Source organism: Butyrivibrio sp. DSM 10294, from assembly GCF_028539135.1.
Classification (GTDB): Bacteria; Bacillota; Clostridia; order Lachnospirales; family Lachnospiraceae; genus Butyrivibrio.
This window is the reverse complement of sequence record NZ_JANSWL010000049.1, coordinates 71,222-86,809: the sequence shown is the minus strand read 5'-3', so window position 1 is coordinate 86,809 and position 15,588 is coordinate 71,222. Positions and strand designations below refer to the sequence as shown.

At 45.3% G+C, this 15,588-nt stretch carries 9 protein-coding genes; 5 read left to right on the top strand and 4 right to left on the bottom strand.

Annotated elements, in window-relative coordinates:
• Window position 1 precedes the first annotated feature (1 nt).
• Window positions 2–451, bottom strand: coding sequence for a hypothetical protein (locus tag NXH67_RS04365; protein WP_272796538.1), 450 nt, complete (start codon window positions 449–451; stop codon window positions 2–4).
• A 35-nt stretch (window positions 452–486) separates the two neighbouring features.
• On the opposite strand from NXH67_RS04365, the gene murI reads away from it, so the two are divergent.
• The 4 genes from murI to NXH67_RS04345 all read left to right on the top strand — a co-directional run bounded on the left by murI (window position 487) and on the right by NXH67_RS04345 (window position 7,609).
• Complete coding sequence (murI, locus tag NXH67_RS04360) at window positions 487–1,305, top strand: glutamate racemase (protein WP_022777450.1); 819 nt, start codon at window positions 487–489, stop codon at window positions 1,303–1,305.
• Window positions 1,306–1,435: 130 nt separating this feature from the next.
• On the top strand, window positions 1,436–3,667 hold the full coding sequence (gene nrdD / locus NXH67_RS04355; protein WP_272796537.1) for an anaerobic ribonucleoside-triphosphate reductase: 2,232 nt from the start codon (window positions 1,436–1,438) through the stop codon (window positions 3,665–3,667).
• Window positions 3,668–4,061: 394 nt separating this feature from the next.
• A complete protein-coding gene (gene nrdG / locus NXH67_RS04350; protein WP_022777452.1) occupies window positions 4,062–4,610 on the top strand; it encodes an anaerobic ribonucleoside-triphosphate reductase activating protein in 549 nt (182 codons plus the stop codon).
• 224 nt (window positions 4,611–4,834) lie between these two features.
• Window positions 4,835–7,609: an FAD-dependent oxidoreductase gene (locus NXH67_RS04345; protein ID WP_272796569.1), complete on the top strand. Its 2,775-nt coding sequence runs from the start codon at window positions 4,835–4,837 to the stop codon at window positions 7,607–7,609.
• Between the two features lie 103 nt (window positions 7,610–7,712).
• Here NXH67_RS04345 and NXH67_RS04340 read toward each other — a convergent pair whose 3' ends face one another.
• The 3 genes from NXH67_RS04340 to NXH67_RS04330 are packed head-to-tail and all read right to left on the bottom strand — an operon-like array spanning window position 7,713 to window position 9,875.
• Entirely contained in the window at window positions 7,713–8,450 is a 738-nt protein-coding gene (locus tag NXH67_RS04340; protein ID WP_022777454.1) for an amino acid ABC transporter ATP-binding protein, read from the bottom strand.
• A complete protein-coding gene (locus NXH67_RS04335) occupies window positions 8,437–9,123 on the bottom strand; it encodes an amino acid ABC transporter permease (RefSeq protein WP_022777455.1) in 687 nt (228 codons plus the stop codon). Before NXH67_RS04335 ends, NXH67_RS04340 begins: the two co-directional genes overlap by 14 nt.
• A gap of 8 nt (window positions 9,124–9,131) precedes the next feature.
• Window positions 9,132–9,875, bottom strand: coding sequence for a basic amino acid ABC transporter substrate-binding protein (locus NXH67_RS04330; protein WP_022777456.1), 744 nt, complete (start codon window positions 9,873–9,875; stop codon window positions 9,132–9,134).
• Between the two features lie 190 nt (window positions 9,876–10,065).
• Between NXH67_RS04330 and NXH67_RS04325 the strand changes: the two genes are divergently transcribed.
• A complete protein-coding gene (locus tag NXH67_RS04325) occupies window positions 10,066–15,048 on the top strand; it encodes a hypothetical protein (protein ID WP_272796535.1) in 4,983 nt (1,660 codons plus the stop codon).
• The last annotated feature ends 540 nt before the right edge of the window (window positions 15,049–15,588 follow it).

The window sequence follows — 15,588 nt, the reverse complement described above, 5'->3', positions numbered from 1 at the left end:
TCTAGCGGCTTCTTGAGTGGAGCCAGGAATAGAACTTATCAACGGCGGCTGAGAGATTTTCACCGGTTCTGACAAATGTATCCGCGTGTGCAAGGACCTCTTCCTTGGAGGTATCTACGGCATAGGCGGATATTTTCTGACAGCAGTCGGATTCAAGAGCCCGGTAATCCATGTTTACCAAAAGAGTGTTATGGAGAGAGGAGACCGAGGTATAGAGGTCGGGATATCTCTTCCTTACAATGTTGAATTCATCCAGGATCTGCTCTCTGCTCTGGAGACAGAACAGGAGATACACTGCGTCAACAACCTCCCTGGGTTCAAGGGCATCCGTGGAGGAGCCGTCCTCGGGATCTTCGTTGGTTACGTAGTATTCGCAGATCTCCTGCACCAGGGCGCCGACCTTGGAGTTATCATATAGTTTTTGAAGTTCATCGATTTTTTTGTTTTCCATGATTAATATTTTAGGATAAAAAGAAGGAAATTACCATGAAAATTGGAATATTCGATTCAGGAATAGGCGGTTTGTCCGTACTTCATGAGGCATATCACCGTCTTCCGGATCAGGAATATATATTTTATGCAGATACAGAGCACGTTCCCTACGGCCTTAAAACTCCGGAGCAGATCAAAGGCTATGCGCAGGAGATTACAAGGTTTTTGTTGGACAAGGGAGCGGAGGCTATAGTGGTTGCCTGCAATACAGCAACCAGCGTAGCCATCAAGGACCTGCGCGCCTCATTCGATGTGCCGATACTGGGAATGGAGCCGGCGGTTAAACCTGCCGTAGAAGGCACCGACGACAAGAGGATCATGGTGATCGCAACCCCGGTAACCATCAGGGAAGACAAGCTCAGAGACCTGCTCCACAGGGTGGATGAGGAGCACAGAGTTGACCTCCTGGCCATGCCAAGGTTCGTGGAGTTCGCAGAAAAAGAGCTCTTCGAGGGGCCTGAGGTGGAGGAATACATACAGCAGCAGTTCGGAGCCTATGACAAAAATTTATATTGCGCGTTAGTACTGGGCTGCACCCATTTTAATTACTTTAAACCGTCATTAAAGAAATATTTTGGCGATAACACCTTGCTAGTGGATGGTAATTTTGGTACAATACATCACCTAGCCCATGTGCTTGGTCTGAAGTTATCAGATACACCTGATGATGAGGTTATTTTTGACGACTACCACAAGATGTTGTGCCAGATCAAAACGGACTATTTTTTTTCAGGGCGACCCGTCAGCGACGAAAAAACCCTGGAACACCTGAAAAGACTGCATAACAGGCTTGAAACGGTGCGTAGGAATTAATTAATTTTTGTAGATTTTTTCACTTGAATTAAACAATATACTGTATTATCATTAATGTGTAACCACAAGATATAGTTGTCCTTGTGGTTACATTTATGCTGAGAGAGAACTTTTTTATAAGGGGGTTTTTATGAAGATCATTAAGAGAAGCGGCAAGGAAGTGGCTTTTGACGGTGGCAAGATCATCGCCGCTATTGAGAAGGCCAACGATGAGGTGACCGACGAGAAGAAACTCACCGCAGGACAGATCAGCGATGTTGAGAGAGCTGTAGAGAAACAGTGTGCATCCCTCACCAGAGCTGCCAGTGTGGAAGAGATCCAGGATATGGTAGAGGATGGCCTGATGAAGTCAGGCAAATTCGAGGTTGCCAGAAAATATATTACCTACCGCTACAAGCATGCTCTTGTCAGGAAGTCCAACACAACCGACGAGCAGATCATGTCTCTTATTGAGTGCAGCAACGAAGAGGTTAAGCAGGAGAATTCCAACAAGAACCCCACTGTTAACAGCGTTCAGAGAGATTACATGGCAGGAGAGGTCAGCAAGGACATCACCAGAAGATTCCTTCTTCCCGAGGATGTAGTCAAGGCCCACGAGGCAGGACTTATCCACTTCCATGATTCAGATTATTTTGCACAGCATATGCACAACTGCTGTCTTGTTAACCTTGAGGATATGCTCCAGAACGGTACAGTTATTTCCGAGACTATGATCGAGCGTCCCAAGAGCTTTTCAACAGCCTGCAATATCGCAACCCAGGCTATTGCTCAGATCGCCAGCTCACAGTACGGCGGACAGAGTATTACACTTTCACACCTTGTACCTTTTGTTGATGTCAGCAGACAGAAATTCCGCAAGGAAGTTGCTCTTGAGTTCGAGACTGCCGGCATGAAGATCAACAAGAAGCAGGTAAACGAGATCGCAGAGATGCGAGTTAGAAAAGAGATCGAGAGAGGCTGCCAGGTTATCCAGTATCAGGTAATCACACTTATGACCACCAACGGTCAGGCACCTTTCATCACAGTATATATGTATCTCGATGAGGTTCCCGAGGGACAGCAGAGAGAAGACCTTGCAGTAGTTATCGAGGAGATGCTCAAGCAGCGTATCCTTGGTGTTAAGAACGAGAAGGGACAGCTCATCACACCTGCTTTCCCCAAGCTCATCTATGTTCTTGACGAGGACAACATTCATGAGGATTCCAAGTACTGGTACCTCACAGAGCTGGCAGCTAAGTGCACTGCAAAGAGACTTGTTCCCGACTACATTTCAGCCAAGAAGATGAAGGAACTCAAGAAGGGTGATGTTTATCCTTGCATGGGATGCAGATCCTTCCTTACTCCCGACAGCGAGGAGAACGCAGAGGGTCTTTGCAACAAGGGCAACAAGGCACATGCTCAGAACTATAACGAAGGAGACCACAAGTACTACGGACGTTTCAACCAGGGCGTTGTAACCCTTAACCTGGTGGACGTTGCCTGCTCCTCCTACAAGGATGAAGCCAAGTTCTGGGAGCTTATGGAAGAGAGAACCGAGCTCTGCAAGCGGGCTCTTATGTGCAGACACAACAGACTTCTCGGAACACCTTCCGATGTTGCACCTATCCTTTGGCAGAACGGAGCCCTTGCAAGACTTCAGAAGGGTGAAGTTATCGATCCCCTCCTTTTTGGCAACTACTCAACAATTTCCCTCGGTTATGCGGGACTGTGCGAGTGTACCAAGTATATGAAGGGCGTATCACATACAGATCCAAGAGGCAAAGACTTTGCACTTAAGGTAATGCAGTTCCTTAACGACAAGTGTGCTAAGTGGAGAGCTGAGACCAATATCGCTTTCAGTCTGTACGGAACACCTCTTGAGTCCACAACCTACAAGTTTGCTAAGTGCCTCCAGAAGAGATTCGGTATTATTCCGGAGGTTACAGACAAGAACTATATCACCAACAGCTATCACGTTCATGTTACCGAGCAGATCGATGCCTTCACCAAACTCAAATTTGAGTCTGAGTTCCAGGCGCTTTCACCGGGAGGAGCCATCAGCTACGTTGAGGTTCCTGATATGAACAGCAATATAGAGGCAGTTATCTCAGTTATGAAGTACATCTATGACAACATCATGTATGCTGAGCTTAACACCAAATCAGACTACTGCCAGTGCTGCGGCTACGACGGAGAAATCAAGATTGTTACCGACACAGACGGCAAGCTCATCTGGGAATGCCCTAACTGCGGCAACCGCGATCAGAACAAGATGAATGTTGCAAGAAGAACCTGCGGCTACATCGGAACACAGTTCTGGAACCAGGGACGTACACAGGAGATCAAGGAGAGAGTTCTCCATATGTCCAATCCTGTGAGATAATACAGTGGTTTTAGTTCAAAGAGGCTATAACTGGACGCCATACGAGGAATACAGCGGATATCTGACAATATTATGGCTGTGGTAGTTCAGAGGGAGAAATATTATGGATCTATATGGCAGGCCGGGGATCATTTTCCCCGGCTTGTTACTTTTTGGGCGATTTTAGACATGATTGGTTTATACATTTTTTGCATAAATATTTAACGTTTAAGTTTGGCATAAATGCTGGACTCTTCTATACAATCGATGCTGCCGGCGAGATCGTTAAGAGCTCAATCAAGGACTGAAATAATGTATAAAAATGAATATCGATGCATAAAATAAATATGGTAAAATAAGGAAATGATATTGGCTTATAGAGCCTTAGTACTATAAGGAGGCTTAGGGGGATAGAATGAATTTCGGACAGATATATTTAAATGATGTGGCAAACGGAGTGGGCTGCAGAACAGCGCTTTTTGTCAGCGGCTGCACCCATCACTGTAAGGGCTGTTTTAACGAGATGACCTGGGATTTTAACTACGGGGAGCCCTATACTCAGAAGACTGAGGATGAGATCATTGAATCCCTTAAGCCGGATTATATCGCCGGCCTGACAATCCTCGGCGGCGAACCCATGGAAATATCCAATCAGGAGGCGCTATATCCCCTGATCAAGAGAATAAAAGAAGAGCTTCCCAAGAAGACAATCTGGATCTACAGCGGCTACCTCTGGGAGGAACTGACAGATCCCGATAACAAGCGCTGCCACGGCCAGTACACTGATGAGATCCTGCATTCCATTGATGTTCTTGTGGATGGGGAATTTGTTCTTGAGAAAAAAGATCTGATGCTGAGGTTCAGGGGGTCATCAAATCAGAGGATCATTGATGTTCCGGAGACATTTGAGAGTGGAAGTATTGTGCTGTCGAAATATAATGACAGAGATACTTCAAGGATGTGAGGAATGACAAGGGGAGATGGCATCCCTCACATCCTTTTGTCAGAAAATTGACCAGCGTTCATGTAAAGTGATTGAAAACAACTAAACCTATAGGAGTTTACTGCCTTATATGATAAAATATCTCCACATAACCCCGTGGGGGGGTTACTTGAAACCACGAAATATTTATGGGTAAGGAGATTTTTATGGGTAAGAGTATGGCAGAGTGGAAGCTCGGAGACCCAATGATCAACGAGAATGATTATTGGCAGGATCCGAACTACGTGGCAGCAGATCCTGAAAAGGAAAAACTGGTATTGAAGCTGGCAACTTTGATAACAGACCGCTACGTAAAGAAGTTAACGGGGAAGATCAACAACAGGGATCCTGAATATTGGATGCTTGATATGATTCTTAACAAGGAACAGGTTAAGTTCCTTATCAATTTCAAAAAGACAAGAGTTCCCTATTCAATTGAAGAACTTGCCAAGATGAACAACATGAGCGTGGAAGATACTCAGAAGATGGTCGACCGCCTTGTTTGGATTGGCATTATTGAGATGAACAGAGCAAAGACAGCGGATAAGCACAAGCAGTATGAGCTTCCTATCTTTGTTCCCGGTTCTGCTGAATTTATGATGATGCAGGACAAGCTGACAGATGAATTTCCTCAGCTTGCAACCTTTTTCAACCTTATGACACAGCTTCCTCTTGCCGGGATCACACAGATGGTTCCGCCCGGAGGAGCAGGTGTGGGAATGCACGTAATTCCTGTTGAGAAGGCAATCAAACTGGAAAACCAGTCAGTACCTGTAGAGCATCTGTCAAGATGGATCGACATGTATGACAAATATGGCATCTCAGAGTGCTCCTGCAGAAAGCAGCAGGCCATGAGAGGTGAAGGCTCCGGAGAAATCCGTGGTGATTACTGTATCGGTATGGGCGACATGGCTGAGTACATGGACAGCCGCGGAATCGGTCATTATGTAACCAAAGAGGAAGTGTATGAGATCCTGGAGAGAGCAGAGAGACACGGCTATGTTCACCAGATCACCAACATCGACGGCGAAGGCAAGATCGTTGCTATCTGTAACTGTGCGCCCGGTGTATGTAATGCCCTCAGAACCTCACAGCTTTTTAACACACCAAATATGTCAGCATCAGCCTACAGAGCACATGTTGAGAAGGAAAAGTGCGTAGCCTGCGGTAAGTGCGTAGAGGTATGCCCTGCCGGTGCTGCTAAGCTGGGACAGAAGCTCTGCAAAAAGGACGGAACAGAGGTTAAATATCCCAAGGCTCTCCTTCCTGATGCAACCAAGTGGGGCCCTGATAAGTGGAATTACAACTTCCGCGATGACAACAAGGTCAACTGCTACGAAACCGGAACAGCACCATGTAAGACAGCTTGCCCTGTACACCTTTCTGTTCAGGGATATATCAAGATGGCTGCAGAAGGCCGCTATGAGGATGCCCTTAAGCTTATCAAGCAGGACAATCCGCTTCCTATGATCTGCGGTGCAATCTGCAACAGAAGATGCGAGGACGCCTGCACAAGAGGAACCATCGATCAGCCTCTTGCCATCGATGAGATCAAGAAGTTCATCGCTTCTCTTGATCTTAAGAAAGAGGACAGATACATTCCTCTTTGCGAGAAGCACGACGGCGGAATGTGGAGTGATGATTACAAGCTTGCTATCATCGGCGCAGGTCCTGCAGGCCTTGCTGCTGCATATTTTGCAAGAAGAGACGGCTATCCTGTCACAGTATTTGAGAAGGAAAAGAGAGCCGGCGGCATGCTGATGAACGGCATCCCCAGCTACAGACTTGAAAAGGACATCATCGAAGCTGAGATCGACGTTATCAGCAAGATGGGCGTCGAATTCAAATATGGAGTAGAAGTCGGAAAAGACGTTACTATAGAAGAACTCAGAAAACAGGGCTACAAGGCATTTTTCATTGCTATAGGTTGTCAGGGAGGAAGACTTGTAGGAGTTCCCGGTGAGGATGCCAAGGGCGTTCAGACCGGTGTTGATTTCCTCAGAAAAGTTAACCTTGACCACAATGAAAAGTTAAACGGCGAGACCGTTGTAGTCGGTGGTGGTAACGTTGCAATCGACGTTGCAAGAACCGCTGTAAGAGCAGGTGCTTCCAAAGTTACTCTGCTGTGTCTTGAGGGAGCAGACGAGATGCCTGCGGCTAAGGACGAAGTTCATGAAGCCAAGGAAGAAGGCATCGAAGTTAAGAATGGTTGGGGCCCCAAGGAGATCCTTACAGAAAATGGTAAGGTAACAGGCATCGTATTTAAGCGCTGCACCTCTGTTAAGGATGCTGACGGAAGATTTAACCCTAAGTATGATGAAAATGAGACCATCACTATCAAGTGTGAGAATGTACTTCTTTCAGTAGGTCAGTCAATCGTATGGGGCGACCTTCTCAAGGGAACAAATGTAGAGACAAGACCCAATGGCGGCGCCATTGCAGATCCTCTTACACTCCAGACCGCTGAACCTGACATCTTTGTCGGCGGCGATGTGTTCACCGGCCCCAGATTTGCCATTGATGCAATCGCAGGCGGTAGAGAAGCAGCAGTTTCCATGAACAGATTCGTTCATCCCGGAAACAGACTGGATCTTGCAAGAGACAGAAGAGAGTTCATTGAGCTTGATAAGGATGATATCAAGATTGAGAGCTTCGACAACGCTCCTCGTCAGGTTCCGGGAACTAAGGCAGGAGTAGCAAAAGAGACCTTCGATGACCTGAGGATGACTCTTACAGAGGAGCAGGTCAAGAAGGAAGCAAGCAGATGCCTTGGCTGCGGCGCCACAACCGTAGATGTTAACAAGTGCATCGGCTGCGGACTCTGCACAACTAAGTGCGAGTTTGATGCTATTCACCTTACAAGGGATATTCCTGAAGCGAGCACAATGGTTCGCGCAGAGGATAAGCTTGGAAAAGTAGGACCTTACGCAGTTAAGCGCGCAGGTAAGATTGTGATCAAGAAGATTACCGGAAAAGAATAAATCAAAGAGGACGGTTGCGAGTCAATGGGGACGGTTCTTTGTGACTCGCTTCGTGAGTCACAAAGAACCGTCCCCATTGACTCACAACCGTCCTCTTTTTAGATTACAGTACCTTTGACAAGAAATCCTGCAATCTCTTACTCTGAGGATTATCGAAGAATTCCTTAGGAGAATTCTCCTCCAGTATTTTTCCTTCATCTACGAAGAGCACCTTGGTGGCAACTTCTCTTGCAAAGCCCATCTCATGGGTTACAACCACCATGGTCATGCCTTCGTCTGCAAGGCTCTTCATAACGTCCAGAACTTCGCCGACCATTTCGGGGTCAAGGGCGGAGGTGGGCTCATCGAAGAGCATCACTTCGGGATTCATGCACAGTGAGCGCACAATTGCGATTCTCTGCTTCTGACCGCCGGATAAGGAGGCGGGATATACATCTGCCTTATCTAACAGATTAACTCTTTTAAGCAGCTCTGTTGCCTTTTCTTTGGCGGCTTCAGGGCTCATAACCTTGAGTTTAACGGGAGCAAGGGTGATATTTTCCATGACCGTAAGGTTGTTGAACAGGTTGAAGTTCTGGAAAACCATGCCCATGCGCTCTCTTATTTTATTGATGTTTACCTTAGGGGCGGTAATGTCTTCATCGTCGAAGATGATCTGGCCGGAAGTTGGGCGCTCAAGGAGGTTCAGGCAGCGAAGGAAAGTACTTTTTCCTGAACCTGAGGGTCCTACGATGACTATTTTCTCCCCTTTGTTGATCTCATAATCGATTCCGGCTAAAACCTTATTGATTGAACCATCGGGGTTCTTGAATTCTTTGCACAGATTTTTAACGGTTATCACTCTTACGCATCCTCCTTTCCAGCTTGCCAAGGAGTATTGTCAGTATCTTGATGATCACAAAATAGATAACTGCAGCGCCGATAAGAGGCATGAACGCGTCGTAGGTTCTGGATGCGATCTGGTTGGCCACACGGGTAAGATCTGCAAGACTTACGTAGCCTACGATGGCGGTTTCCTTGATCAGTGTTATGAATTCGTTCCCCAGAGGCGGGATTACGTTTTTGAAGGCCTGGGGAAGTACGATGTAACGCATTGTTGCGGCTTTTGAAAGGCCAAGGCTTCTGCCGGCTTCCATCTGCCCTTTGTCAACGGCCAGGATTCCGCCGCGGACGATCTCAGCAACGTAGGCACCTGAGTTGATACCAAAGGAAAGGGATGCAACCAGGATTCCGTTGTTGGAGGAGGCCATGATGATGAACCACATGATGAGAAGCTGAAGTACGCTGGGCGTTCCTCTTATAACATCGATGTAGACCGAAGCTATGTAGTTGAAGACGGTTGGCTTACCGTCCTCCTTGTAGGACAGCTTCATAAGTGCCAGGACATTTCCTATAAGAAGACCAAGAAGTGCGGAAAAGACCGCAACCTCAAGGGTTATGCCAAGGCCCCCAAGATAAAGCTTCCATCTGTCTGATGTAACAAAAGCTGCAATAAAACGTTCATTTAATGTCATTGGTAAAATTACTCCTCAATGTACTGTTTTACAAGTGCGTCATAGGTTCCGTCAGCCTTAAGCTCGTTAAGTGCGTTGTTGATCTTGGCTGCAAGATCCTCATTTCCTTTAGGAAGAGCGATTGCATAATACTCAGGCTCGAAGTCGAAGGCTGAGCCGTCAATAACGTCAACCTTGTCAGAAAACTGTGCGCCGAATACTTCTGCAGGGTTCTTGTCTACGATTACGCAGTCAACACGTCCGTTGTTAAGATCGTTAACGGCATCTACAGCTTTATTATAAGCTGAAACTGAAGCTCCTTCAATTTCGTCTGCAATGAATTCGCCTGTGGTTCCCAGCTGAACGCCGATCTTGAGATTCTTAAGGTCCTCAGCGGTTGCGATTGTTGATCCCTTGGGAACGATAACTGACTGAACAGCTTCATAATAAGAATCGGAGAAATCAACAGTAGCCTTTCTCTCCTCGGTAACTGTCATTCCTGCGATGGCAACATCGATCTTGCCGCCGATGGAAGATACAAGTGAATCAAATTCCATATCCTGAATAACAACCTTCATGCCCATCTTCTCGCCGATTGCCTTGATAAGAGCAACATCGAAGCCGTCAGGGTTGCCGTCGTCACCGATATATTCAAAAGGTGGGAATGCAGCATTGGTTCCGACTGTAAGGGTTCCGCCCTGGCTTCCGCAGCCTGCAAGGCAGGAAACAACAAGGATCATAGCAAGTACAAGTGTAAATATCTTCTTTTTCATAATAGCCTCCTTTTTATGCATCAAAATGAATAAATATACAGATTTATGTATAATATAACAGCGATATTAAAATATATCAAGCCCCAAAATATTAATTTTGCGCAAGGGACATTTTTAAGCTATACTACTTCTGAGTTTTGGCTCATTTCTCCGGGGGGAGAATTTTTAGTTGGAGGCATTTGAAGGTAGTATGAAAAAAGTAACAAGGGATGTTAAGCGCACGTTCTGCGCACTTCTGTCGGTGCTGACAATCGCAGCATCTATTCCGCAAACTGTTTTGGCAAGTGAAACCGGTACAGATTATTATGAGGAAACTCTCGACGAAGAAGTACTCGATGAGGCAGTTCTCAATGAAGAAGAACCTTACGAGGAAGAGTCTTCTTATGAGGAAGTAACTGATGAAGAAACTTCTTATGATGATGAAACCAATGAGGAAGAAGTCAGCCCGGAAGAGGCTTATGAGGCAGAACCTTACGAGGTAGACCCATCTGAGGCAGAGTCTTCTGAGGCGGAGCTGGCTGAAACCACCATAGAGAGCAGCTATGAGGTGACTTTTCCCACAGATAAGATGACAGTTGATATAGCGGAATCAACAGGAATTATCAGTGTTAACGGAAAAGTATATCTCGACCCGGTCAAAGTCAAGGACTATGCCTGCGTTATATGCCGTTTTAATGTGAACAAAGCATACAGGGTTGATCCGGATAATACCGCCGTGGATTTCATTTATCAGGGCCAAAAGGAGACTATTTTACCGGAATCTGAATCAGTATTGTCAGTAAGCTATGACGAAAACAATAATATGCTTGATGTCTACTTTAATTTCACCTTTGACGAAGCGGGCAATCTGATGACCGGAAGTCTTGATATCAAACCTTGTTTTGAATCAGTTCTTTCAAATAATACCTTCGTATGGACCGGCAAAATGGACCTTGAAACAAGCGGCGACAGTGCCACATCAGGAATTGGCAGTACAGATGGTAAGAATTACTATCTGATCAATAATGCCACGGCCATCAATGCATTTTTTTATGTGAACAGAGGTATGGAGATAAGATATAGCGCCGACGGTAAGCTGGATGTCTCTGTAACCTTTAACGGCAAAGAGCTTAGCGAAGATGATGATGAGTATTACTGCAATTATAATTATGACCTGTCCACGCTGGAAGTTTATATTACAATTCCGGCCGATGAGCAGGGCAATCCACTTAAGGGAAATGTCGTAATTACTGCAGGTACTGTATCGGCGCAGTCCAAGTACTCTTTTAAATACAGCGGAAAGATGACGCTTATTGACGATAAGGGTACTATGAGGACCGGAATCGGCAGTTCCAACGGTAAGGACTACTATATTCTGAATAATACCGACAAAGTAGAAGCAACTTTCCTTGTTGACGCATCAGCCATGTTAGAAAAAGATGCAGAGGGTAATTACAAGGTTACCGCAACATATAATAACAAAGCTGTTTCAATGGACAGCGGACAGTTTTTCTACTCATATAACAGCACGGACAGGCTTCTGTATATTTGTTTTTATTTCCCGCTTGATAAAAGCGGACTGCCGGCGCCGGGCAATCTTTCCATTTCAGCAACAACCATAGCCAAGTATACTTTTACCTTCTCCGGTAAGTGCGGAAACACTACGGTTATGAGCCCGGATACATCAGATGACAAGAATTTCTACGGATTAACCACAGATAACGGCAAGTACTATTTTGACAATGAAACCGATGCAATATCCGCTACCTTCAAGATTGCACCGGGATACATTGTTGACACCGACGCAAATAATGTACCCAAGGTAAAGCTGACTGTTGGCGGCAAAGAGATAACAGAGAGCGGCTATGAAACGAGCTACAGCGTAAATATATACGAAAATACTGTATCCTTTTATTCTCCGATAGCTTTTCAGATCAAGGATTCAGAGAAGTCTGTGATGGGAAATATTGCGCTGAGTATCACCTTTGTGACCCTGAAAAGCGCTTATACACTTACTTATGACAGTAAGCTCGTCCCGGACACTTCCGATGTTGACAGTATAAAGGGTCTTATCTATGACGGAGGCAAATACTATATCTCCAGGGAAGCGGATGAAGTAGCCATGAACTTCAAGGTCAAGGAGGGCTATTTCATACAGGAATACGACCCGGATGACTACGACCATAGTGGTTACAAGATCAAGGTGACCGTTGGCGGCAAGGTGTCAGAGGAGGCCTGTGTCAGCTATAGCGAATCGGACCAGACAGTATGCTTTAGTTTCAACATACCCTATGACGACAATGGCAAAAGACAGCTTGGCAATATTGTCATAACACCAACCTTCGGAGCATACAAGAAGGCTACCTTTGTGTGTGATTTCAGCCAGATTGAGTATATTAACTGCTCGGGAGCAGAAGACATAACCGCTGATAACAAAGTGACCACCTTTAAACCCGGTGACCCCTTCTGGTTTTTGGTTGAGACTGTGCCGGGATATGAGGTCAAAAAGGTAACGAACGGAAAGACTGTATTAAAATCAGATTCAAAGTACTCTTATAATTATGAGATAGCAAATGCTAAGGATAATCTTACTATCACGATTACTACCGGCAAATGGACCGGCAAGGAGCTGAATCCCATACCGGTAAACCTGTCGGTAAACGGCGATGTGCCCTCCAAGAGTACCGCTACTGTGACATTCACTGGTGGTGTCACCTATGATAAGAGTAAGAAACAGTACTATACGGAAAAAACTGTTTATGGAAGGGCCAAGAATATCACCTTTACCGTCGAGCCGGCAGCAGGTCTGGAGATTGATGGTGATACAAGTATAATATCCTGCGACGGAGATATTTTATGGGCGTCAGTTTCCGTCGACAATTCCGAAATATCTATTTATAGCGATGATGTTGCGGCCGCAATGGAGAAAAAGAAGCCCATCAATATCAGCCTCAATCTTAGGAAACGAAGCTACAATGTGAGATTCCTCACATACGACTGCGATGAGGGTGTAATTTTCTCAGAATATGAGGTGGGCAAAGGACCCAAGGATGATCTTATAGACTATTATGACCGATTCAGGGTCAGCGAAGGAGAGAGCTTTACCTTTATAGCGGGATTGTGGCAGGATTATGGAGTGTACTATGAGATAGACAGTGTTACCTGCAACGGTAAGGAACTGAAGCCCAAATCAGATAACGGCACAACCTATTACAGCATAGATAACATCTCTGAGGACTGTGAGATAAGAGCCACTAAGAGAGAGATTGTAAGGAAATGTCAGGTTACGGTAAATACCGATACAGGAATTAAGGATGTTAAGGCAGTAGTTGATGGCACCACTTATTCCAAGAAGGGAAATAACAGCTCTTTCTCATTTGAAGTAGAGCAGGGCAAGACCGTATCACTTGAAATAGCTGCAAAAAACAATTATGAGATAGGAAAAGTACTTAAGGACGGCTACATCGATCTGGATGTGGCAAACGGAAAAACCTCCTTTGAGGTGGACGATGATACCAATATTAGCATTACAAGTACCGGAATCCCCGTCATGTCTCTTAAGAACCTTACAAATAATAACAGCATCACATATCCGAAAAATGGCGATCTTATCAGCGTCGACTATCTGGACAAATATGAGCTCCGTGTAAAATGCGGAGATGAGGAGCTTGCAATAAACAGCCTCCGGGTATTTGGCGGAGATAAGAAGGAAGAGTTCGCTACCCTGTCAGAGGATGGGAAGACAGTGCAGATAAGCTGTGACAAGGCTGAAGGAATAACCGATGTGATCTCGGTTAATCTTAGCTGCGATTCTGTTCTCGAAGATATGAACCTTCGGTTTACAGTGGATCAGCCCATTAAGAGCGTAGCACTTAAAGGGGCTAAGAAAAATATTCTGTCCCAGCCTGCAGGTACCGCAAGGACTTACGCTGTGACCCTGAACAAAGGTGCAGATTACGACGCAGTCAAAGTCGCTGCAGCATCGGAATCTGACAAGAATGCCACTGTGACATATGATCCTGAGAATAAAACTGTTACAGTAGAGAGCTATAAAGGCAATCTTTTGCCTAAGTCTGATGTGATCCTTGTATTCAAGGATAAGAAAAACAGACAGGTTGGAGAGCCCTTCACAGTAAAAGTGACAAGTCCCAAGATCGCAGCGCCTACAGTTAAGACAGTTATAACTTCTGACATTGATATCACACTTAAGGTAACCGCTCCAAAGGCAGCAGATTACAGGAACGTGTATGTGAAGATAAGCGCAGAGGCTGTTACAAGCAAGAAGAAACCGCTGGCTGAGAATATGTCCGCAAGTCTTACAAGGATCATTAAGACAGATGACCTTGTAGCAGCTCAGGGAATTGTTAAGCTGAATCTTGCCGGCAAGGGTGTTAAAGCCGGAAGCGGAGCGGCTCAGAAATATGCTATAAGAGTGTCAATGATACAGCTTGATAACACAGCAGCCTACAATGCGTCGGGAGTAGCAGAGGATAAGATCCTGACAACAGGTAAGATCAAGAAGGTGTCTGCCGCAACCAAGACCCCTGCTTATGAAAAGAAACTTACTGTTAAGGCAGGTAAAAAGGCTTTCACCAGAGGAGAGAAGGATATAAACGTTGCCACTTATACTTTCTCCAAGGCAACCACCTTCAGAACCATAGACAAGGTTACATTGACGGGAAGTCTCAAGAACGACACATATACATTAACGGACAAGAAGAACGTGGTTAAGCTCCTTGATGACGGCAAGACCATTGCCATAGCTGATTCTTCCAAGCTATACCCAGGAACCTACGTCCTCACCGCATATCCTCTTGGTGAAGGCAAACCCGGAACCCTGAAGTTTACCGTTAAGGCTCCTGTGACCCAGATCGTGCTTGATGCGCCTGCAGATAAGATTGTAAAGGCACCTAAAAAGGCCGCTTCAATCAAGCTGACTACCACCTGCAAGTCCGTGATCGCAGGCGAAGAATACAAGCCCGCCAATACCAAGGTGAGCGTGACAATAACCTCGGAGAATCCTGAGTTGCAAAAATGCCTCACCTACAAGAGCGGCAAGATTACCGTCTCCAAGAAATATGTTCCTGACGAGAACCCTGCGAACAACACCTTTACGGTGACAGTTACTGCCAAAGACCTTGCCGGCAAAGGAACACCGGCAACCGCCAGCAAGACCTTTACAATAACCAACTAGAAATTGTGATTCCAAATAGAGTTTATTCCGAAAGGGTTACAGGAAAATAAAGGATTTTATGAGGCTTTTTACGATAGTAATTCGTGAAAAGCCTCTTTTTTACTGTGGTTTGAAGTGGTATCATGGTAGAAATATTGGTATGATGCGAGTTGGGAGGTAAAAATGGAAATAAAGCGAGTTACCAGGAACAGCAGGGCTTGCTCAAGACATATGAAAGTAATCAAATAGAGGTTCTTAATATGCCTTTAGATGAGTATAATCCCTAATATCTATATCATTTTGCATTCTTGTGCATATGAAAGCTTCATTATCAGTCTCTTTCGTATGCTTTTTCATCTTTCTCAAGACTCTTAACAACCACTTCATGCATACTAAACGTCTTACATTTGACACTCTTCATATGCACTTATGCAACCTAACAGCCATAATCTGTTCGGCTTAGACTGTGAAATGCATATTAGAAGCAAGTTCCATGAGTAGTTCGTATGCTGTAGTCAGGCTTTTGCGAAATGTTCAAAAGAATGAAGTTTCCCCAAGTAT